Source organism: Enterococcus sp. AZ128, assembly GCF_051714485.1.
GTDB lineage: Bacteria > Bacillota > Bacilli > Lactobacillales > Enterococcaceae > Enterococcus_A.
This window is the reverse complement of sequence record NZ_JBIORZ010000001.1, coordinates 1,726,331-1,748,263: the sequence shown is the minus strand read 5'-3', so window position 1 is coordinate 1,748,263 and position 21,933 is coordinate 1,726,331. Positions and strand designations below refer to the sequence as shown.

At 38.4% G+C, this 21,933-nt stretch carries 18 protein-coding genes; 17 read left to right on the top strand and 1 reads right to left on the bottom strand.

From position 1 onward, the window contains the following. Positions 1 to 176: 176 nt before the first annotated feature. The 5 genes from IGI38_RS08590 to IGI38_RS08570 all read left to right on the top strand — a co-directional run bounded on the left by IGI38_RS08590 (position 177) and on the right by IGI38_RS08570 (position 8,382). Positions 177 to 2,351: an LPXTG cell wall anchor domain-containing protein gene (locus IGI38_RS08590; RefSeq protein WP_438728838.1), complete on the top strand. Its 2,175-nt coding sequence runs from the start codon at positions 177 to 179 to the stop codon at positions 2,349 to 2,351. Positions 2,352 to 2,468: 117 nt separating this feature from the next. Beyond that, on the top strand, positions 2,469 to 5,723 hold the full coding sequence (locus tag IGI38_RS08585) for a Mur ligase family protein (protein WP_438728836.1): 3,255 nt from the start codon (positions 2,469 to 2,471) through the stop codon (positions 5,721 to 5,723). A 1-nt stretch (position 5,724) separates the two neighbouring features. Further along, positions 5,725 to 6,003, top strand: a complete 279-nt coding sequence (locus IGI38_RS08580) for a hypothetical protein (protein ID WP_438728834.1) — start codon at positions 5,725 to 5,727, stop codon at positions 6,001 to 6,003. A 50-nt stretch (positions 6,004 to 6,053) separates the two neighbouring features. Then, entirely contained in the window at positions 6,054 to 7,565 is a 1,512-nt protein-coding gene (locus IGI38_RS08575; protein ID WP_438728832.1) for a helix-turn-helix domain-containing protein, read from the top strand. A gap of 115 nt (positions 7,566 to 7,680) precedes the next feature. Then, positions 7,681 to 8,382 carry a winged helix-turn-helix domain-containing protein gene (locus IGI38_RS08570; RefSeq protein ID WP_438728830.1) on the top strand — a complete coding sequence of 234 codons (702 nt, stop codon included), beginning with the start codon at positions 7,681 to 7,683 and terminating at the stop codon, positions 8,380 to 8,382. Positions 8,383 to 8,533: 151 nt separating this feature from the next. Here IGI38_RS08570 and IGI38_RS08565 read toward each other — a convergent pair whose 3' ends face one another. Further along, positions 8,534 to 9,220, bottom strand: coding sequence for a phosphoribosylaminoimidazolesuccinocarboxamide synthase (locus IGI38_RS08565; RefSeq protein WP_438728828.1), 687 nt, complete (start codon positions 9,218 to 9,220; stop codon positions 8,534 to 8,536). A 240-nt stretch (positions 9,221 to 9,460) separates the two neighbouring features. On the opposite strand from IGI38_RS08565, the gene IGI38_RS08560 reads away from it, so the two are divergent. The 12 genes from IGI38_RS08560 (at position 9,461) to IGI38_RS08505 (ending at position 21,407) form a co-directional block, all read left to right on the top strand. Beyond that, on the top strand, positions 9,461 to 9,601 hold the full coding sequence (locus tag IGI38_RS08560; protein ID WP_438728826.1) for a hypothetical protein: 141 nt from the start codon (positions 9,461 to 9,463) through the stop codon (positions 9,599 to 9,601). Positions 9,602 to 9,659: 58 nt separating this feature from the next. Beyond that, the gene (locus IGI38_RS08555) at positions 9,660 to 9,881 is read left to right on the top strand and encodes a hypothetical protein (protein WP_438728824.1); all 222 of its coding nucleotides are present in this window, start codon (positions 9,660 to 9,662) and stop codon (positions 9,879 to 9,881) included. 150 nt (positions 9,882 to 10,031) lie between these two features. Continuing rightward, a complete protein-coding gene (locus tag IGI38_RS08550; RefSeq protein ID WP_438730376.1) occupies positions 10,032 to 11,327 on the top strand; it encodes a GHKL domain-containing protein in 1,296 nt (431 codons plus the stop codon). Between the two features lie 2 nt (positions 11,328 to 11,329). Beyond that, positions 11,330 to 12,073: a LytR/AlgR family response regulator transcription factor gene (locus IGI38_RS08545; protein WP_438728822.1), complete on the top strand. Its 744-nt coding sequence runs from the start codon at positions 11,330 to 11,332 to the stop codon at positions 12,071 to 12,073. A gap of 75 nt (positions 12,074 to 12,148) precedes the next feature. Beyond that, on the top strand, positions 12,149 to 12,385 hold the full coding sequence (locus tag IGI38_RS08540) for a hypothetical protein (protein WP_438730373.1): 237 nt from the start codon (positions 12,149 to 12,151) through the stop codon (positions 12,383 to 12,385). Positions 12,386 to 12,823: 438 nt separating this feature from the next. Continuing rightward, complete coding sequence (locus tag IGI38_RS08535; protein WP_438728820.1) at positions 12,824 to 14,740, top strand: BglG family transcription antiterminator; 1,917 nt, start codon at positions 12,824 to 12,826, stop codon at positions 14,738 to 14,740. Then, positions 14,706 to 15,215: a PTS sugar transporter subunit IIA gene (locus IGI38_RS08530; RefSeq protein ID WP_438728818.1), complete on the top strand. Its 510-nt coding sequence runs from the start codon at positions 14,706 to 14,708 to the stop codon at positions 15,213 to 15,215. The genes IGI38_RS08535 and IGI38_RS08530 overlap by 35 nt, the downstream gene beginning before the upstream one ends. A gap of 544 nt (positions 15,216 to 15,759) precedes the next feature. Then, a complete protein-coding gene (locus IGI38_RS08525; RefSeq protein ID WP_438728816.1) occupies positions 15,760 to 16,074 on the top strand; it encodes a PTS fructose transporter subunit IIB in 315 nt (104 codons plus the stop codon). An 18-nt stretch (positions 16,075 to 16,092) separates the two neighbouring features. Then, the gene (locus tag IGI38_RS08520; RefSeq protein ID WP_438728814.1) at positions 16,093 to 17,187 is read left to right on the top strand and encodes a PTS fructose transporter subunit IIC; all 1,095 of its coding nucleotides are present in this window, start codon (positions 16,093 to 16,095) and stop codon (positions 17,185 to 17,187) included. 340 nt (positions 17,188 to 17,527) lie between these two features. Next, positions 17,528 to 18,814, top strand: coding sequence for a class II D-tagatose-bisphosphate aldolase non-catalytic subunit (locus IGI38_RS08515; protein ID WP_438728812.1), 1,287 nt, complete (start codon positions 17,528 to 17,530; stop codon positions 18,812 to 18,814). Between the two features lie 470 nt (positions 18,815 to 19,284). Next, complete coding sequence (locus IGI38_RS08510) at positions 19,285 to 20,397, top strand: hypothetical protein (RefSeq protein WP_438728810.1); 1,113 nt, start codon at positions 19,285 to 19,287, stop codon at positions 20,395 to 20,397. Positions 20,398 to 20,675: 278 nt separating this feature from the next. After that, a complete protein-coding gene (locus IGI38_RS08505; protein WP_438728808.1) occupies positions 20,676 to 21,407 on the top strand; it encodes an HAD family hydrolase in 732 nt (243 codons plus the stop codon). Positions 21,408 to 21,933 lie beyond the last annotated feature (526 nt).

The following is a 21,933-nucleotide window of genomic DNA, read 5'->3' as shown; positions in this document are numbered from 1 at the left end:
ATAAATGTAAAGTCGTATGGCTGGTTGAATGGGAAAATAACAACGAATTATTGGCTATTTGTAAAAATATCTTTTTTAGATACTTATTTGCAAGTAATTAATCACAATTATGCCTGTCATGATGCAGCTCACATTTTAGCTAATAAAATTTGGAAAATTAAATAGGGGGTATATGAATGAAGAGAAAAAATTATCGAGAAATGATCCAAGCTAGAGCAAAACAAAAAAAACGGGCCAAAATGGTACTGTACAGTACTATGTTAGCGGCGCCATTAATGGCAATGAATCCTAGTTCGGTTTCAGCGAATACAGAGGTTTCTGTTTACGGTGTAAATGTCGAACAAGGAGGATATGTGGTATTGGATGGAGAAACAATTCCAGTGCCTGCTGGATCAGTGGTGACTTTCACCGGTGGAACTGGAAAACGTCAAATTGTAATCAATGGTCAAAATTATAGTTTGGAAAATGCCAAGAACATTGAAGTGAATAATGTTTCGGTTTCTGGAACGGCGAACTTCAGCTATCTGGATAATGTTGAATCAATGAAGGTAACGAATAGTACGTTTAATGATGGATGCGATTTTACACATAATGATAAATTGACTTCCTTATTAGTCGAAGGATGTGAATTTAATCGAATTGCTGATGTTAAATTTAATAAGTTATTAGCAGAAGCAACTTTCAATGACTGCGATTTTGTGAATCGCGATAATAGAACAGAGTATGCGGTTCATGCGAATTCAAATGCGAAGGGGTTCGACTTGTATTTGAATGACTGTCGATATGCTGGAAGTAATGTTCCTCATAAAAACAGCACGATTCATAACTGGCAAGGCACAACACACTTTGGACAAGATAAAGTACCGTCAAATGTTGGTCCAGATGCTTTTGTTGAAAAAGGATTGATCAAAATCAATGGTGTGAGTTACACCGTATCAGGTCCTATAAGAATTTCCAGTAGCGGAACAAAAATAGTTATCACTGACAGTACTAACCAAGTTATTACAGTTGATAATCCAGAGAGTCTTTATTTGGATGGTGTGGATATTAATGGAAATCTTGCGTTAAACGGATTCAAATCATTAAAGATTATCGATATCAGGGGATCAAGAGTAAAAGGATATTTAGCTGCAGGATCAGGTTCTCTTGTTGAATGCAATGTCAAAAACACGTCCTTTGGCGGATATTTCCACGTTCGTTGGAACCCAGCGTTAAAAACGATAGCTCTTGATAAGGTGTCTACTGGAGAATATATTACGATCAATGACAATGGTTTTGCGGACACCAATATCTCAATTAATAATACACATGCTAATGGTTATATTGATTTAGCTTTGGGAAATGGAAAATTCTCAATAAAAAATTCATCTACGGATAGTTATTTAGTCTATAACCATGATGGTGATTCAAATGTTATCGACATTCCTGATACTGATGCCGACGCTGACGCTGACGCCGACGCTGACGCCGATGCTGACGCCGATGCTGACGCCGATGCTGACGCCGATGCTGACGCTGATGCCGATGCTGACGCTGATGCCGACGCTGATGCTGATGCTGACGCCGATGCCGACGCTGATGCTGACGCCGATGCCGATGCCGACGCTGATGCTGATGCCGACGCTGATGCCGACGCCGATGCCGATGCTGACGCCGACGCGGATGCTGATGCTGACGCCGATGCCGATGCCGATGCTGACGCCGATGCTGATGCCGATGCCGATGCCGACGCTGATGCCGACGCTGATGCCGACGCCGATGCTGACGCCGATGCCGATGCCGACGCAGATGCTGACGCCGACGCAGATGCCGATGCCGACGCTGACGCTGACGCCGATGCCGATGCTGACGCTGATGCTGATGCCGACGCCGATGCCGACGCCGATGCCGACGCAGATGCTGACGCCGACGCGGATGCCGATGCTGACGCCGATGCCGATGCTGACGCCGATGCCGACGCCGATGCTGACGCTGACGCTGATGCAGATGCCGATGCCGATGCCGACGCGGATGCCGACGCTGACGCGGATGCCGATGCTGACGCTGACGCTGATGCTGACGCCGATGCTGACGCCGATGCTGATGCTGACGCGGATGCCGACGCTGATGCCGACGCGGATGCCGACGCTGACGCGGATGCCGACGCTGACGTTGAGGGTCCAAAACAATCCTCAAACAGTACTAATAAATCAAATGTATCAAGTTCGAATGGAACTGTAGGACATTCAACAAATCAGAAAAACCTGCCTCAAACAGGAGCTGTCGCTGATCCTTCTATGGCAGTTGCAGGTGTTGGTGCATTGTTAACGAGCCTAGGGTTATATAAAAAACGTAATAAAAAGAAAAAATAGACTCGCTTCTAAAGCATATGGAAAGGTGATCGGCTTGTTGGAGCTATCACCTTTTCTTTTTTAGAAAGGCATAAAACTTTTTTTAAATTGATGTTGAAGTAGAGGAGTGAGCGGGTCATGGTTCAAACAAAAAGAGAAATATTGGACGACGCAAGACAATTTTTAGAAAAGGAGCATGTGGAAGGTGAAGAGATCATCATCTACGTATCAACTTGCAACTCGTTAAAGCGAGGAGAAGTTTGGCGAACAAGCGGAACAAGTTTTAACAAAGCTTGGAATAAAGTTGATCGTTACTTGAATAAGTTTCTGTATCTACCTAAATGGATTAAAATCGAAATCCAAGTAAATAATGAAAATGTAGTGGTTTCAGAGGGCATTCGCAGATTTGCACGAACCAAACGAAACAATTATTTCTCTAAAGGAATCGCATTTAAAAAAGATGGAAGCTGCAGTTTCTTAGCAGATGAAATTAGTGGAAATGCGCTACTCACCCCAGTCCAAGGTCATAAAGTGGGAAGCAACTCGGCTCAACTTGAGTTAAATATCAATAATATAAAGGGATATATCAAACGACGATTTCATCGTATTGTTCCCGATCCCCTTTCTTATTTTGATGCCGAATGGACGTTGTTTGAAACAGTAGGCATTTTTATCGAGGAGGGGAAATGGTATCCTTTAGAAACCAATTTTTTTGGAAGAGGAATGCGAGAAATCACCCTAACCAATCAGGTTCCAATGCTTGAGAGTGTGATTGAGAAGGGAAGCTATTTTCTTTTTGATCAGATGACTGAAGAGGGAAAATTTACATATGGCTATTATCCAGCGTACGATCATTTAATTCCCGGATACAATAGTGTGCGACATTTTTCCAGTCTATATGCATTATTGGAAACCATTGAATATTCTAAATTCACTGATTCAAGCTTTAAAGACGAACTGTTAATTGAAAAGATCGAAAATGGCTTAGATTGGGGATTAAAAAACCTGTGTCTCAATATCAATGAGACACTATTTGTTGGAGAGAAAACTAAAAACGGTTATGAGTTGAAGTTGGGCGCGCAAGCGCTAGCAGTTTTGGCTATCTCAAAGTACGAGACACTCACCGGAAATGAGCATTATCATCAAATTATATTGAATTTATTACAAGGAATCACTTCATTTATTACTGATGATGGGAGAACATTACATGTATTAAACGAAGATTTAACTGTTAAAGAAGAATTTAGAATCATTTATTATGACGGGGAAGCGCTATTCGCGATTATGCAGGCGTATCCTTTGGTTGGTGAGGACTATTGGCTTAGTTTAGCGGAATCATTGATGGATCAGTACGTAGCTAATGGTTATGAAACTTATCATGATCACTGGCTTAGCTATTCGGTGAATGAATTAACCAAGTATTTACCCAAGCGAGAATATTTCGAATTTGGAGTGAAAAATGCTCTGGAAAATTTATTATTTATGGAAAAACGAGATACCGCTTACCCGACCTTTTTGGAACTGCTTTGTGCAGCAATCAAAATGTTTTATCGTATTGAGAAATCTGAATATGCTGGACAATTATTTAGTAACCAGAATTTTCAGAGGTTATTGGAAGTGGCAGAGAAACGTGCATTTCACGAAATGCGTACAGGAGTAATGTGGCCCGAATACGCTTTGTACTTTGCAAATCCGCAGGCAATCGTTTCTGGTTTTTATGCTCGTCATGATCGAACGCGTATGCGTATTGATGACGCGGAACACTTTTTATCGGGGCTAATCAACTATCGATACTTGTTCGACGAAAAAGAAGCAGAGTCTGAAAGCATATTAGCGGATGCTATACCGTCCGGGGAACAACATCAATTAAGTAGTGTGGACAATGAACTAACTCGACATTCAAAGAAGCAATACTTAGGAACGGAAGATTTTTATGCTTTTAGTGGTTGGTTCTTGGACGAGGAAGTTGCTGAAAATCTAGTGATTCAAGATTTTGAATACTACCCGGCAAATGTTCCTTTGAATGAAGACAAAAGCTTGGCATTTATTGATTTGTCTGATGAGAAAATTAGTGAGATTATCGGAAAATCAGCGAATTGGCCAAGTCGGAAGCATTTTATTCAAACGTCATATCAGCATTTTGGTCTTCTGGTGACAGATCGTCCAATGTATGAACTGAAGGATACTGTTCCACAATTTATAGTACCAGATGTATGGGAGTTCATGCATGAAGTCTCTTCTTTTTTACGGAGGAGATTTGACAGGCCTGTCGTAGCAATCACGGGTTCAGTCGGTAAAAGTTCTGTGCGGTTGATGTTGGAGCACGTGTTGACCAATGATTTTTCTCTGATGTGTAACCGCGGCAACCACAATACTCGGTTGGCTATTCCGTTGTATATGAACAAATTGGTTCAAGACCCCGATATAGCGCTGTTAGAAATGTCTTTGAATGCTCTGAATAGTCGTGACAGAGGGACACAGTCACGATTAGTCGAACCTACGATAGCGCTGTTGACTTCTATTGATTTTGCACATATGAGAGGAACAAAGGATTTATCTGTGATTGCCAAAGTCAAAAGCCGTATTTTCGAGGGGTTAACAACAAAAGGAATAGCTATTATTAATCATGATATGGATAATCAGGCCTTTGAGATTGCTATGGAGGCGGCAATCTCAAAAAGAAGTAAGATTATGACTTATAGTATGAAAGGCTCTGAGAATGCGGACCTTCGAGTGATCCAATTGAAAATGATAAAAAGTCTAACCGAAGTAACGGTAGAGTATCAAAATCGTTTTTATACGTATCATCTAACTATTTCTAGTGAAGGAATGGCGGAGAACTCGTTAGCGGTTTTCTTGACTATAGTTGCTCTTGGCTTGAAGGTGGAAGATTATTTATCTCGATTGATGGATTTTCGCAGTCTTCCAAAGGTAATGGCGTTACATTCAGGGAGATTGCAGGGAAAAGAGGTGGTCATCATTGATGATACTCATAACGCGGCTATCCCATCTATGATCAACGGGATTCGTACTTTTTCTCAGAAGGCTGAATATTTCAGTGGAAAGAAAATTTTGGCATTGGGCCAGGTAGCGGATTTAGGAGACCATACAGAAAAGCTGCATCGCCAATTGATCCCGTTCATCAATCATGCTGGTGCCGATATATTCTTAGCCTATGGTGAAGGAATGAGAGAAATTGTAGCTGAAGTAGATATACCTGCTCTATATTTCGATGAGATGAATGGCTATGTAAGTAAAATTTTAGAGGAAATTACGGATCAAAGTCTTGTTTTGCTAAAAGGATCTGTATCGGGCAGCGATTATCATAAAGTAAGTGACTGTTTAGTAGGAATGTTGAAGACCGAAATGGTGAATGAAAAGGAGAGAATGTAGAATGCTAGACTTAATGAGGTTTATCGGTAAGTCGTTAGTTTCTGTGCGGCTTCACTATGTGGCTATTACCCTTTTTCTATTGATTACCTCAGTTGGCTTTATTATTCAGAGACTTAGACATCGTAAACGCGAAGATAAGGAGGATCTTTCTCAATATCAGAAAAACGAGGATGGCTTTTATCCTTGGGAAGTAGACATAGACGATTCACCGGACCGAATTGAGAAAGACGCCAGTCGTTATGTGAATAAGCATCAGCCGCGAAGAGGACGTTGGAATTAAACATTGGCTTGAGACCACTATGGAAAATAGGGATGTGAAAATGAAGCAGCATGTCAGATTTAATTAATGCATTGGAAAAAGACACCAGGTTAAAGCTGTATATCTTAACTGAACTGTACGAGAGAAGATGCCAATGGGTAACTTCCGAAGAAATAGCTGAAAAATTGGGACTCAATAACCAGCAAATAAAGAAGATGATTGCAAAATTAAGAGATGACATCGTTGCTTTTGACGAGACAGACATTCGATTACAAGTAAGCAAGGGAAGAGGGGCACTACTGACATTAGACGAAGGTGCAATTGGTTTGTCAAAATTGAAGGAACATTTGATAACAGAAAGTACCACTTATAAAATCTTCAATCAGATTGCACTCGGCAGAAATGTCACCATGAAGACCTTAATAGCCATGTCCTTCTTAAGCGAATCTACAATAAGAAAAATAATTAAACGCCTGAATTCTTTCTTATATCGTTATCACAAAGAAAATCTTATCCAAATCAAAACTCAACGACGAAAAATTTTACTTGTAGGTGACGAGTGTCAGATACATGTTTTGATAAATACGATCTATTGGCAAATATTTCGAGGACGGGTATGGCCATTTCAATCAGTGGAGAAGGATAAAATTACTGGTTTTTTTCGCGGAATAGCTAAGGATGAAGCGTTAATAATTAAAGATATTAGTATTCAACGATTATCTTATATTTTGGCAACAAGACTCATTCGCAGCCAAAAGGGGCATAAGATTCGCTACGCAAAAAAGTGGCAAGAATACATTGGGCTATATGATCATATTGATTTTAGAAATAAATATTCTCAACAGCTGATCAAATTAGGGTTTGACAAAGCTGAAGGCATGTTTATTATTTTAGAGTTTTTTAGTTATTGTAAATTGATCCAAAGCAGTCGACAGGAATCTTTTATTTCCATGAAAGTGTTAGAAGAAACACGAGCAGGAAATGGAGCGCAACTATTATTGAGTGAATTTGAATCTTGCTATGGCAACCTTACTAAGAGAGAGCGTGATCAATTCATAAAACAAACAACTGCGGTCAATATATATGCCGATTTGATCCCCAATATTAAATACAATATTATTGGGTATGATTTATATCGGCAATATGCGAGTCAATATCCCAGATTTATGAAAAAGATAGATAATATTCTTGACTCAATGTACAGAGAGAGGGGCTATACCTTTCTTTTGAACAAACGGTACTTAATCAGCAAATACCTTCTGATTTTTTCTGAATATCAAAATATCGCCCAATACGAAAGGCCAATTACGATCTACCTAGAAACCGATTTGACAGAGATTCTTGAAAATAATTTGATTAAGCAGCTGGAGAATTATTTTTCAAATCATTTCAATATCAAAATATGTACGGATAGTGAACTTCTAAAAAGATCGAATCAACACTTTGATGCTGTTTTTGCCACAAGTGTCATAGATTCTCTAAAAAAAAAGTATCCATTCTTTTTGATCCATCCTTTCTTGACAATGGGAGAGATTCAGGAAATTTTATCGTTTTTGACAAGTCGTACATTAACTAGAAATTGATAGCAGAAATAGAACGAATCAAGTTGGTTGACTAGTGATGATAGCACCAACTTGAACAATTTTTTATCAGAGGATCAAAACTCGAAAATTTTAATCTAGATAAAGGGGATACCATATGATACGTGTATTAGTTTTATGCAAAAATCCTTTGGCTGAGCAAAGGCTTCAAAGCATTCTTCAGCGCTTAAACTTAGAAGTCTACTGTTCGACATGTTTATTACAGCAAGTTTCGTCTAACTCCCAAGTTATTGATTACTTTGATTTGGTTTTTATAAGCGATACTGTCGCTACGGGAACATTAGCCAATATTTTGAAGAGTTTAAAGGCTTGTGATATTTCAATTATCAGAATGGGAAGCAAAAGTAGTTTGAATCATACAGAATTTGATTGGATCGTAAAAGAAATTGATGAATGGATTGATATAGAGGCAAAGGACGAAGAAATAATTGAAGCAGTATCAAATGTTCTTCTTTTGAAAAAGGGAAATGATGCTCCAATTGAAAAAGGTCAGGCTTCTAGGGAGAATTATACTCGATTTGTTTCCAAATTGTCTAAAAACGAACGGAAATTTTTATATCTGCTTTATCAGACGGAGGAAAATATGGTATCTCGCAGGGAAATGTGCAAAAATATCTGGAAATCTGAAGCTACGGGATCTTGTCTTAGTCAGCTTTCTTCTTTAGCATTTCGTGTTAAAACCAAGATGGCGGAGGCAGGGTACGGCGAAGAGGAACTGCAAACATGTTGGGGGAAAGGGTATCATTTAGGCGCCTCGATGGTGGCATTTTTAAAAAACAACTCCTTCTCACAAATATAAATAGTCAATGGTCATAGAGTGTTGACCATTCAGTGGTAATAGCTATCTATCTAATTGGTAAACCGTTCAGGCCCCCAGTCAAAAAGCACCTCTTCCTTGATTTCATTTTAGCTCGAATTCAAGGAGGAGGTGCTTTTTATTCTGTTTCAATTTATTGGATTTTATCTAAGAGTAATTGGGCACAGTCGATTTGGTTCGGAATATTGCCGTCTTCATCTTTGACGCGCCAAATATCAGGAGTGATTTCATCGACGACATACATTTTTCCATCTGTGTCATAACCAATTTCAATTTTGAAATCAATCAAAGTTAAATTCATTTCAGCCAATGCATTCTTAAGAACTTCACCAACCTTGGTTAAAATATCGAGAGCTTCATCGTATTGCCCAGGTTGCAGAATTCCTTTCATTTGACACAAACGATCAGTAATCAATGGATCACCTTGTTCGTCATCCTTTAAAGTCACTTCTAAGTATGGCGGGTCAAAAGGCAGCCCTTCTGGCAAAGTGAACCGACGACACATACTACCCGCAGTAAAATAGCGTAAAACAAATTCCAAATTCGGTACAGTTAACTGACGAACTTTCATGACACCTTTTTCGATATCTGCATCAAGGTAGTGTGTAGGAATGTCATTTTTTTCCATCAATTCAAAAAAGTATTTAGAAACAGTTAAGCCGATTTTTCCTTTTCCATCAACACTGCCGCCGACTGTGTTGGAACCTGGGTCAAAGACGCCATCTTCACCAGTAGCACTATCTTTAAACAATAAGTAGACTTCTTTGTTACCTTCATCAAGTAAGACTGTTTTTGTTTTGCCATCGTACAATTCTTTCATGTTTTTCCCGCCTTCTATAAAATATCAAGTGTTAAAAAAAGCATACCATTTGATATTTTAGCTGTCGATTGTTTTTCGTGCTTTCGTTCGTAAAGTCTGGATAAAGTTCGTGTTTTACTGGTTTGTTGGTTTAAAGTCGATTTAAAAGGATGATACAGATGTTTTTGTTCGGGTTTCAAATAGAAAGAAGACGTTTCGTTAGCATCTACTTAAGAAAACCTTTGAAGGGCGGCGTGTAAAATGTCAGAGCCAGTTTTACGACCATTAACGGATTCTGTGGAGCATTTTATTGAGGGGATTTCCCATCCTCGCAAACAAAAAGAGGCGCGCGAGATGATTGCTTTGTATAGCGAGGTGAGCGGTTTTACTCCGGTAGTTTAGGGGGTGGGATCATCGGATTTGGCCAGTACCATTATCATTATGAAACAGGGAGGCACCTTTGGCGGCTTTTGCACCACGCAACGCTCGCCACAGTATCTATTTAGCACCGATTTTTCCTGAGAAAAAGAACCTATGGGCATGTTTAGGGAAACATAAAGAGACTTTGTCCTGCGTATACATTAATAAGTTAGCCGATGTTGATTTAGCTGTTTTACGTGAGCTGATCCTGGCTTCTCTGGAAGAAATCATGCGGAAAAACGATTTATCCAAACAGAAGTGAAGGATAGAAAGCCGCTAATTTTGATTAAAGTAGCCGTTTCTTAAAAAGCGGGTTGCTTTTCTTTTCTAAAAAATACTCTCTGAATTTTCAATTTTCATTCTTTTCTAATTTGGTATACTTGTTTTATCGAAGAAGGAAGGATTAGTGAAGATGTTGCCGATCATTGCTATCAAGTATTTATCTTTTTATCACTTGCTCATTTTTGGGATTGCCTATTTTATCCTAGACGATATCAAAAGTAAAAAGAGAATCAACTATTTGTTGTTCCCATTGATTGTGTTGTTCGGAATCTTTGTAGGAATGTATTTCACGTATGTTGATTCAGTCGTTTTGTATCTCTTTTTCTTGATTTTATCAGTAAAAAATTCAGAAGAAAGGTCGGTTGTTTCTTCGTTGCTGATTGTTTCCAGTGCCTGCTCATTGGAAATTATCGTAAGTTGGCTAATGAAACCGATGCTTTCTTTCGTTATAGAAAATCCAAGTATGCCCCTTTTTTTAGGGTTCGTTTTGCTCTATCATTGTGTACTATTCTTTGGAATCATCCTTTATAGAAAGTGGCTGTTGCCGCTAATTAGGAGAAAGAAAAAAATCGATCTGCTTGCTTATTTATTAACGATCTCGCTGATCATCTATTTTTCTTATTGGACGATCGTCATCTATGCGTCAACCCCATTTTTAAAAATATTTGTCGCTGTTTTTTATCTCGTATTTATGGTTTTGGGCGGCGTCATTATCCAATCGATTTCAAGTAACCAAGAGTTAAGGATGGAAGCGGAAAAAAGGCAGTTAGAATACGATATCCATCAACGCTATATCGAGGATCTGAAAAATCAATATCAAGGGATTCGAGAATTTCGCCATGATTATGTCAACATTCTAGCTTCAATCGAATACTATATCGAAAAGAAGGAATTTGAATCTCTTGAAAAATTTTTTCATTCAAGTGCCAAACGGACAAAAACGATCTTTGAAAAAGACATGCTGCATGTGGATGAATTAAATAAACTCGATTCGCTCGATGTGAAAAGCATTTTGACGATGAAATTACTGGCGGCACAGGAACAAAATGTCCTTGTACAAATAGAAGCTGATGAAGGGATTAAGATCAATCAGGGTGTTGATTCGGTTCTATTGATTCGAATACTGGGAATACTTTTAGATAATGCGATTGAGGAAGCGGCAACTATTGAGAATGGAAAATTATCGATCGGTATCTTTTCAGTCAAAGGAGATACGATTTTTGTGATTGAAAACAGTGCACGGGAAAAGATCGAACCACTCCAGGATTTAAAACAAAAAGGCTATTCAACTAAAGGTGAGGGAAGAGGACTTGGTCTTTCCAATATCGCTGAATTGACTGCGATGGAGCCAAATATTCTTTTAGAAACGATGATATCTGATCGACGGTTTGTTCAGAAGGTCGTTGTGATCAGTGAGGAGGGTTAGCGATGCTGGGTGTTTTTATATGTGAAGATGATTTGATTCAACGAAATCAAATTGAATCATTTATTCGAACCTATCTGATGATTGAAGAGCTTGATATGACGATTAAATTAAGTACAGACAAGCCGGAGGATATCATTGATTATTTAGATGAGCATCCGGATAACCGGGGGATTTATTTTTTAGATGTAGATTTGAAGTGTGCGATGAACGGTATCCAATTGGGTGCGAAAATCAGAGAAAAAGATTTACATGGGAAAATCGTTTTTATCACGACTCATAGCGAGCTTCTTTCTCTGACTTTTAAGTACAAGGTAGAGGCAATGGATTATATTCTAAAAGAAGGCGAGATTGCCGAAATTCGGGAGAAAATCCAAGATGCACTGATTCAAGCACAACGACACTATCAAAAGGAAGCGACAAAGGGCGATGATTTTGTGCAGTTGAAGATTGGGAGCCAGATTCGTGTGTTTGATCTGCAGCAAGTCATGTTTTTTGAGACAGCATCAACTCCTCATAAGCTTATCCTGCATCTGGACAATGGTACGTTGGAATTTTATGGGAAAATCAATGATGTACAGACTTTGTCCCCCTCGCTTGTTCGCATCCACAAATCTTATGTGATCAATTACAAGAATATTGAGCTGATTGATAAGAAAAAGCGGGAAGTCACAATGAACAATGGAGAGAAATGCCTGCTTTCTTTTCGTTTGATAAAACAGCTTGAGTCAACGATTAAGACAAGATAAGGAGCGTTTAGGATAATTTTTATAAAGTCGATCGAATCCCCTATATAATTAACTGTATCAGGAGGGGGATTGACGATGAAGAAGAAAATGATAGTCGTCTTATTGTTAAGTGTGCTGACAGCGACTCCGGTGTCTGCGTTTGGGGCGGAAAAAGATATGGAGCACCTTGATATTCTAACAGGAGATATCAGGGAACGGGCGGTGACATTGAAGCAATGGTTTAAAGGAGTTCCTCCAAAGACCTATCGAGGAAAACAAAGAATAGATTACTACAAGGCCATTGGCGGCGGCTATATCGGCGTTTACCTATGAGAAAAAGGCTAGTTGTTATTGGTTGCTGTTTGGGACTTCTGCTGCTATTCTTCTTAATGAAAATTAATATTCATATTAGAATCATCCTTATACTGGCGACATTACTCTATCTTTTGATAGATGAGTCGTTGTGAGAAATTAAGAAAGATCATCGTTGTAGATAGCGGTGGTCTTTTTTGTTGTGAGCAATGTTCGAATGAAAAGAAAACTTTTATAGAGTTCTTCGCCAATTCGTGTTTGTTTGTACTTATAATATAAGTAGATGAATCACTTGTTGTACCCGTACTATCTGCAACAAGTTCGATGGATGTTGTAGCGACTTGTTGCAACGAATTGTAATATCCAATTTTAAAAAGCCCATCTATAATAAAGTCATGATCATGATAACGCTATCAAAGATTAAGGCCTTTATTTTAGATAGTTAGGAAGTGTGTCATTATGCTTACCAAAAGACAAAAAGAATTGCTGGAGTTGTTGACGCAGCAGAGTGATTTTCAGACTGTAGAGTATTTTGCAAGTAAACTGGGTGTCTCTAAACGAACAACACATAGCGAATTGGGGATTATTGACGAATATCTTCAAAGCTCGGGAGAATATCTTGAAAAAAAGCGCGGTGTTGGGATTGCACTAAAACGGTTTAAAGAAGTTGGCGTGATCAAGGAAGAAAAAGAAGGAAGTGACCTCTACAATACGTTCAATCGCAGAATCGAAATCATGAATATTCTGCTGTTTGAAGGAAAGGTAGTTAGTTTTAACCACTTATCGGATAATTTCATGGTGAGTAAAACTTCTATTATAAAAGATTTTGAGTTTATCATGAAGATTCTGAATGTTGGATCAAAAATCAAACTATGTAGCGATATTCATGGAACGTCATTATTGGGAACAGAAGAAGATACTCAGAAAGCGTTATTACAATTCAATCGCTATCTATTGAGTAATTCGGAGCTTTATGACGAAGACTTTGCAGAAAAAATCAAGTTGTTGAATTCTTATTACGGAGAAAGTTTGATCAGCGTGTGCTCGAATATTTTGTATACGTATATCCGAGAAAATGTGAACGCTATCTCGGATTATTATGTTCAGAATATTTTGAATATCTTTATTATTCTAGTCTTTAGAATCACTAAAGGGCACCATATCGAGGAGTTAAAGAAATCCGCTTCAAGTGAAACCACCATTTTCTTTGAGGAAAGCGCAGTTAGAATGCTGCATAAAGCGGCCTTGCGGTTAGAACTTTCTTATACCAATGAAGATGTTCACTACTTGTCGTTGCAATTGATCTCGAACCGCTTTGAACCTCTACCAGAAGAAGAGATTGATGAAGTGATCGTTGAACGATTACTATCAAGGGTATCGGCGGCGTTGAATATTAATTTTGCCAGTGACCAGAAATTAGAAGAGCAGTTGAAAAATCATATTCCGCCGATGATCTATCGTTTGCGCTCAAACAATAAAACAGAGAATCCTTTTACTTCACAGATAAAGAATGAATTCTCTTTGACCTTCAACGTCATCTGGGTAGTACTAAGCGAATATGAGCAAGAATTAGGAATCAGTTTTAATGAAGACGAAATCGCGTTTCTAACGATGTATTTCCAAGCGGCAATCGAGCGGGCACGAATGAATCGAAAAATTTTGATCGTTTGTCAAATGGGAATCGCGACTTCAGAGTTGTTGATCAATCGGATAAAAAATGTTTTGCCGTCACTGGATACCTTTGACGTGGCTTCAGTCGCGGAATTAGAACAAATGAATCTGGATGACTATGATCTGATCATCTCTACTATTAAAGTGGATTTTCCCAAGAAGGATGTCATTTTGGTTTCGCCATTTTTGACAAAGGAAGATATTGAACGAATAAAACATTCCGAGTTTCTGCCGACCGTAGACAATGAAGTATTGAAATTAGTTCGGGCCCACCATTTGATGAAATTTGTCGATAAAGACTTTGTTTTTGTGAATACCGATTTTTCTTCTAAAGAAGAGTTGATTGAACAAGTGGGCGATGTCTTGATTGAGAATGGGTTTGTGAGTCAGCAATTTATTCAAACGGTTCAAGAACGGGAAGCATTAGGAGGAACAGACTTGCCTACAGGTACAGCGGTTCCCCATGGAAATTCGACTCATGTTGATAAAACAATCATCGTTTTGATCAAAAATAAAAAGAAGTTTAAGTGGAATAAATATTATGTTGATCTGGTGTTTCTAATCTGTATTGCAAAACAGGATACCTTCCAAACTCGGAATATTTTGTCAGATATTTATAACATCATTGATAGTAGTGAGCAACTAAAGCAATTACGAGAAGCAACCACAAATGATGTGTTGTTTAGAAAACTTGGGAGTGATTAATGTGGAGAATGTTCAGGAAAGCGGTAAAGGTGTCATTACGACGGATTTAATTTTTTTAGATAGCACGTTGGATAATCAAGATGAAGCGATCCAGCATATTGTAGAAACAGCAGAATTTGTCGGATATGTAGAAGACGCTGATGATTTGTATCAGGCAGTGAAAAAGCGCGAAGCAGAGGTTCCGACAGCGATCGGGTATGATATTGCGATTCCTCATGGAAAAACAGAAGCTGTGCTGAAACCATTTATCGCATTTTTAAGAGTAAACAAGGCCTTTCAGTGGACGAAAGAAAATGAAGAAATGGTTCGTTTGGTCTTTTTGATCGGTGTTCCCAAAAATGGGGAAGGAACGATGCATCTAAAGTTTATCTCGCAATTAAGTAAAAAATTATTAGACGATGAGTTTAGAGAAAAGTTATTGACTGAAACAGATAAAAATAAAATTTATGAACAACTACGCTCGATCGAAATCTAAAAAAATGGTATACGGCATGAACATAAAACTTATTTTTCTGAAAGAAAAATAAATACATTAATAGGAATAAGGATGCCAGTTCTGCTTTTTGCAGTTCATCTCAAAGCCAAGACAATAAAAGAGCTACAGAAAAAAGAAGGATGTAAAAGCTAGCAGAATGGTATACGGCATGAACATAAAACTTATTTTTCTGAAAGAAAAATAAATACATTAATAGGAATAAGGATGCCAGTTCTGCTTTTTGCAGTTCATCTCAAAGCCAAGACAATAAAAGGGCTACAGAAAAAAGAAGGATGTAAAAGCTAGCAGAATGGTATACGGCATGAACGTAAAATTTATTTTTCTGAAAGAAAAATAAATACATTAATAGGAATAAGGATGCCAGTTCTGCTTTTTGCAGTTCATCTCAAAGCCAAGACAATAAAAGGGCTACAGAAAAAAGAAGGATGTAAAAGCTAGCAGAATGGTATACGGCATGAACATAAAACTTATTTTTCTGAAAGAAAAATAAATACATTAATAGGAATAAGGAGGAATTTTTAAAATGAAAATAGTAGCAGTTACGGCGTGTCCTACAGGGATCGCACATACGTATATGGCCCAGGAGGCAATTGAAAAAGAATGCAAAAAACGTGGTTACGAAGTACAGGTAGAAACGCAAGGCAGCATGGGGATTGAAAACGAGTTAGAGCAAGAGGACATCGATCAAGCAGACGTTTTGATCATGGCAGTGGCGATTGATGTGGAAGATGGCGAACGTTTTGAGGAAAAAATTGATTCAGGTAAAACGTTAACCGTGGAACCCGGCGATATGATCAAGTATCCTGCTAAATACATTGATGCAGCTGAAAAATTATAAAAAGGGAGACTTATAAAAATGAAAAAAGAGAATAAGTTCGTTAAAGACTTACAAAAAGCCTTTAATACTGGAGTATCTTTCATGCTACCAGCGGTTGTGGTCGGCGGTATTTTCTTAGCGGTAGCCTTAGCTACGGGGAAAGCTACTGATGCTGGGATGGAAATCACCAGTCCCTTCATGCAAAATTTGAATGATTTGGGTGCAGCAGGTTTTGCGATGATGATCCCGTTACTATCGGGTTATATTGCAAATTCATTAGCCGGTAAACCAGGATTAGTTCCAGGGATGATCTTAGGTTTTGTAGCGAATAATCCAATCGGAACAGGGCAAGTTAAGACAGGTTTTCTAGGCGCGATGATCATGGGTGTAGCCGCTGGTTATTTTGTTCGCTGGTGCAAAACTTGGAAAGTGCCTTCAACGATCAAAACAATCATGCCGATTTTGATCGTACCAGTTGTGACGACTTTTGTATTGGGAATGGTTTATATTTATGTCATCTCTGTGCCAATTGGAGTAGCAATGGACTGGCTGGTTCAAGTGCTGGGTCAAATGCAGGGCGGCAGCGCGCTTATTCTAGGTCTGATCTTAGGTGCGATGACCGCTATCGATATGGGGGGGCCAATTAATAAAACTGCGACGGCCTTTACTTTAGCATTGATGGCAGAGGGCGTATATGGTCCCAATGGCGCACACCGAATTGCTTGTGCGATTCCGCCATTGGCAATGGCTATCTCAACATTCATTGATCGAAAAAAATATACGCCAGAAGACAAAGACTTAGGGATTTCCGCATTTTTCATGTCATTGATCGGTATCACAGAAGGCGCGATCCCCTTTGCCGCAAAGGATATTAAGCGAGTGTTGCCAGCGATCATCATCGGCAGTGCTATTGGCGGTGCGATGGGGATGGCTACGGGTGTCGAAGCACTAGTTCCTCACGGAGGATTCATCATTCTGCCGGTAGTGAACGGGAAATTGTGGTATGCGCTTTCGATCATTGTCGGAGCTGTTATCTCAGCCGGAATTCTGCATTTTACGAAGCCGAGTTTAGTTGATGAAAAGAGTAAAGAGAAAAAAGCAGATGCTGCAGAACAAGCAGAGGTAGCGAAGTAGCTTGAACCATCTCCAGTAATTCATTTTAATAATGGCAAAAAGGTTGAGACACATTCACAAAATAGTGAGGTGTCTCTTTTTTAGAGTGAATTTCTTACTGTGTATAAAAATGTCACCGCTCAGTTTACTACCAATCGAGCGCTATAAATAACGATAAAGACATCAAAGAAGTCTGTCGGATTGCAACAAGTTCGACTAAATGTTGCAACAAGTCGAGGTGCTGATGCATTGGCTTGTTGCAGACAAATGTAATATTCACGTCGCTTTTTCCATCCTATAATTTAGGTGTGATAAAGAATGAAGACTTAAATTTAATTACAAGAAATGGAGATGTCAGGAAATGGAAAAGTTACCGATTAAAACAGTTGTAGAAGGTTTGCTAGATCTGCAGGCAACTGGTGAGAGTGCTACTTTACTGGGAATTGGACCGATGTCAAAAAACTGTGTACAGGCGACACTTGAATTATCAAAAGACGATGATTACCCTGTAATGTTTATTGCTAGCCGGAATCAAGTCGATGCGGATGAACTAGGCGGAGGTTATGTGAATGGCTGGAATCAATTCACGTTTGCTGAAGCAGTAGAAGAAGTCGCAAAAGAAATCGGATATGATAATTTGTACTACTTGTGTCGTGACCATGGCGGACCATGGCAACGTGATAAAGAACGAAATGATCATTTGCCGATTGAAAAAGCAATGGAATTAGGAAAGCAATCTTACGTTGCCGATATTGAAGCTGGATTTGACTTGCTGATGATCGACCCGACTAAAGATCCATTTGAAGTAGGAAAAGTCATTCCATTAGATACCGTGTTAGAACGGACCGTGGATTTGATCGAATTCTGTGAACAAGAGCGGAAAGCACGCAATTTACCAGAAATTGGTTATGAAGTAGGAACAGAAGAAACGAACGGTGGATTAACCTCAACGGCAACGTACGAAACATTTATTTTACGTTTAAAAGAAGAGTTGGAAAAACGTGGATTACCAATGCCGACTTTCATTGTTGGACAAACAGGAACGTTGACCCGTAAAACAGAACAAGTGGGAACCTTCAATTTCAAAAATGCGTACGATTTGGCACAAATGGCAAAAGCGTATGGCGTCGGCTTAAAGGAGCACAACGGCGATTACTTGGATGATGTAACGTTATTAGAGCACATCCCATCACAAATAACAGCAACAAATGTGGCTCCTCAATATGGTACCGAAGAAACACGGGCTTACTTAAACCTTGCAGCAGTAGAGGCAAAACTAGTGAAGTATGGATTAGTCAAAGATGTCTCGAATACTCGTGAGGTATTATTGGAACATGCAATCAAGAGTGAACGTTGGAGAAAATGGATGGTCGGTGAACAAAAGGAGCTGACTGTTGAAGAAATTATGACACAGAATGACGCAGAGCTTCAGGCTGAAATCTTAGATATCGCTGGTCACTATACGTTCAATGATGACGAAGTAAAAGCTGAAATCGAAAAGATGTACGCGAATTTGAAAGAGCACAATATTGATGGTCAGCGGTATGTCGTGGATCACATCAAACGTCCAATTCGTGACTATGCTGAATGCTACAATCTGAGCGGTGTTACTAGCCGTATCCGAAATTCAAATAAAGTAAACGTATAGAATTGTTGAGACTTTCACTGTAGCTGAAAGTCTCATTTTTTTGTATAAGGGATAGTCACAGGAGGTAGTAAAGGCCAATGCTCGATTTATCAAATAGCTGTTATTCGCTGCGAGTTTCTGCTATTTTTTCGACAGAAAAGCGGAAACAAGTGCAAATTGAAAAAAATTCTCTTTTTTCAAAGAAAAATAGTGTTTAAAAGTTTATATTTCTTAAGATGTCGGATGCACCTTTATATGTGTGTTTTTCATATTTTCAGAACTATAGACTTTCTGCAAAATAAACCCTCGTGCTTATTATTTGAATAAATAAAATATAACGATGGTAACTAATATAAAAATATCTTTTCGGAACACTAGGTGGGCAAATCCTTTATTTTTTTGAAAAAAGTTGAATACCAAAAATGACCTACTTTAGTGCATGATAGAGAGAATAAAGAAAACGGATACAGTATGAAAAAGGAGCGGTTTGTATGGAGGCAAAGCAATTAACAAGAAGGCAGATTTTCACAATGAAGAGAACGAGTTTGGAAACTAAAATGCACAAATTTTGGCAAGAGAGCCAAAATGTGGATTTATTTGTTGAATATATCGTAGCGATTTTACTACGAAATGCTTTAGTAGTAAGTGACTTTTCATTACCTTGCCAAGAACTTGTGCGGGAGTTGCTTTTTCAAGCTGAGCCGAGTGACACCTTAAGAAACTTATGTCCATTCTTGAAAGACTATGTAAATGAGCAGGAATGGCACACTATCATCAAGCGTTTATATAAAAATGAAACAAAGTACTTCAAAGCCACAAAAAAGACCCGGCTATATGACAGCTATCTTAAAAATAGAGGCACAGCAAAACCTGCGGATACGTATGACAGTTATCTGCTGGTATCGATTTTTGAAGATGCCAACGGGAAAAAACATACTTGGAAGCTAAGAGATGCAGATCCCAAGAATACCCTCGAAGAAGCAAAACGGATGCTTAGAATATTGACAATATTAACGATTTTTCATAACAAGGCAGAAGTGCGCAGCTTTGCAAAATTCCTAGATTGCGAATGCACAGGAACAACAACGATTTTCAGCTCGAAGTCGCCAAAAAAAGAAACCCAGAAGACATCTGCCCAAACGACAGCTGTTGAGTCGGTAAAACACGAGAATGATTTAAAGGATGAACTCAACTTAGCGGCAAGTTTTGATCTGCATTCACTGACTAAGGGCGACTTGATTGTATTGATCGAAAAAATCTTGGCTGAGGCAGCAACTGTTTTGGACGATGAGGTATTTTCTGATTCCAATGAGGAAAATGCTGAGAAATTATCGCCGAATAGAACAATTGGCCAGCAAACAGATTTGGATTCTCGGATTGTTCCTGCGGCTGTAGATAAAAAGGAGAGCCACCAGTTTTCGGAAGCAACAACTAAAGTTTCGCCTGAATCTAATTTGATCCCTTCTTCAGCATCGGCAGCTCCTGTTGCCGAAAAAGAAACAGAAAAACAGGCACCATCTATGAATCATCCAGCTGCTAAAAAAAAGAATAAGTATTATCGACATATTTTAGATAACTTCAATTCAAGGAAAAAAAAGAAATAAACCTCTGATTGACCTGAATGCATAATATACATTCAAAATCTTTTGAGTTTCTAAAAGTAAATGATTAATTAGTTAATGCCGTGCAGATTTGATTGAGTGCGAAGGCAGTGTGGAAATATTTTTTCTGCAACTTCGATTTGTTCTTCAGCTTTTATTGTATAATTATCGTTACAGTTAAGCAGATTGAATTGTATTGGAAGTAAGAATGGTTGAACGTACGCATTGTTTATTTTTCATTCTGATCATAACTTGAAAGAAACTATTTAGGAGAAAAGAGAATGTGCTTATCTTTTATTTTTGATGTGGATGATACTCTGTATGATCAATTAGCCCCTTTCAAACAAGCGTTTAGCGAATGCTTTTCCTTCCGTATCAACAACAGGGGAATTATTGAGGAAATGTTTAAATACTCCAGGAAAATCAATGATTCATTAATGGAGAATACTCAAAATGGCAAAATGAGCGTGTGGGAAAAGCGAATTTTTCGTACGACTAAAACGTTTGAACATTTCAACTATACTTTGAGCAGGGACGAAGCTTTCTTTTTTGAAAAGAGCTATGCAGACTTTCAACAGAAAATAGAGCTGGAAAAATCAATTAGGAGTATTTTAGACTATTGTACAAAGCAAGGATATTTCCTTGGGGTAATAACGAACGGCCCAGGCGAAAAACAAAGAAACAAGATGAGGCTCCTTGGACTAGATCAATGGATTGCTGAGGAGAATTGGATTATTTCTGGAGAAGTAAATGCATTGAAGCCTAACCCTAAAATATTCAAGGTTGCTGAAGAGCGCTTAGGATTAGCTCCTGAAACGAGCTATTATATTGGGGACTCTTTTATCAACGATGTTGTAGGAGCCAAAAAAGTCGGCTGGAATAGCATTTATTTGAATCGTAGATCACATAACTTCGAATACGGAGAAATTATCCCAGATTATACCTTAACTGAATCAATAGAACTTCTAGATGCGATTCATGAAATTGAAATGTTTCAGATCAATACAAAATGAATTTAATGAATACGAGCAAAACGCTATTGGATTGAACTGTTTCAAGTTGAACAGGTTCAGTCTGCGCTTTAGCTTATTTATTGTATAAAGAATTGAAAATCGATAACAAATACTTCCGAGCTTCAGAGAAAAATTTCTTTGAAACTAGGAGGTATTTATTTTTTTTGAAAAATGAATGGATCACTTTACTAGCGCAAATGTGTAGTTCGTATTCAACAGGGTGTTTCTGCAAATATAAGCCGAGAACTATATATTCAATGGCGAAAAATTTTGAGATAATCAAGTTATACAACAGCTGTCATGGTCAACAGTTAAAAAAGAGAGTAAGAACCATCATCAATATGCTTTTTCAACTAATGAAAATTGCAGGATTCATCCTGCAATTTTTCTGTCACTTCAAGCTTTTTAAGCGTTCTGTTCGCTCGATCATCTGGATATCAGCCTCAAAATCCCTACTAATAAAAGTGTTAATTCAGTATTTGCTCAGCCGCGATTCCATTATAGAAAAAATTGCATGATTCATCTT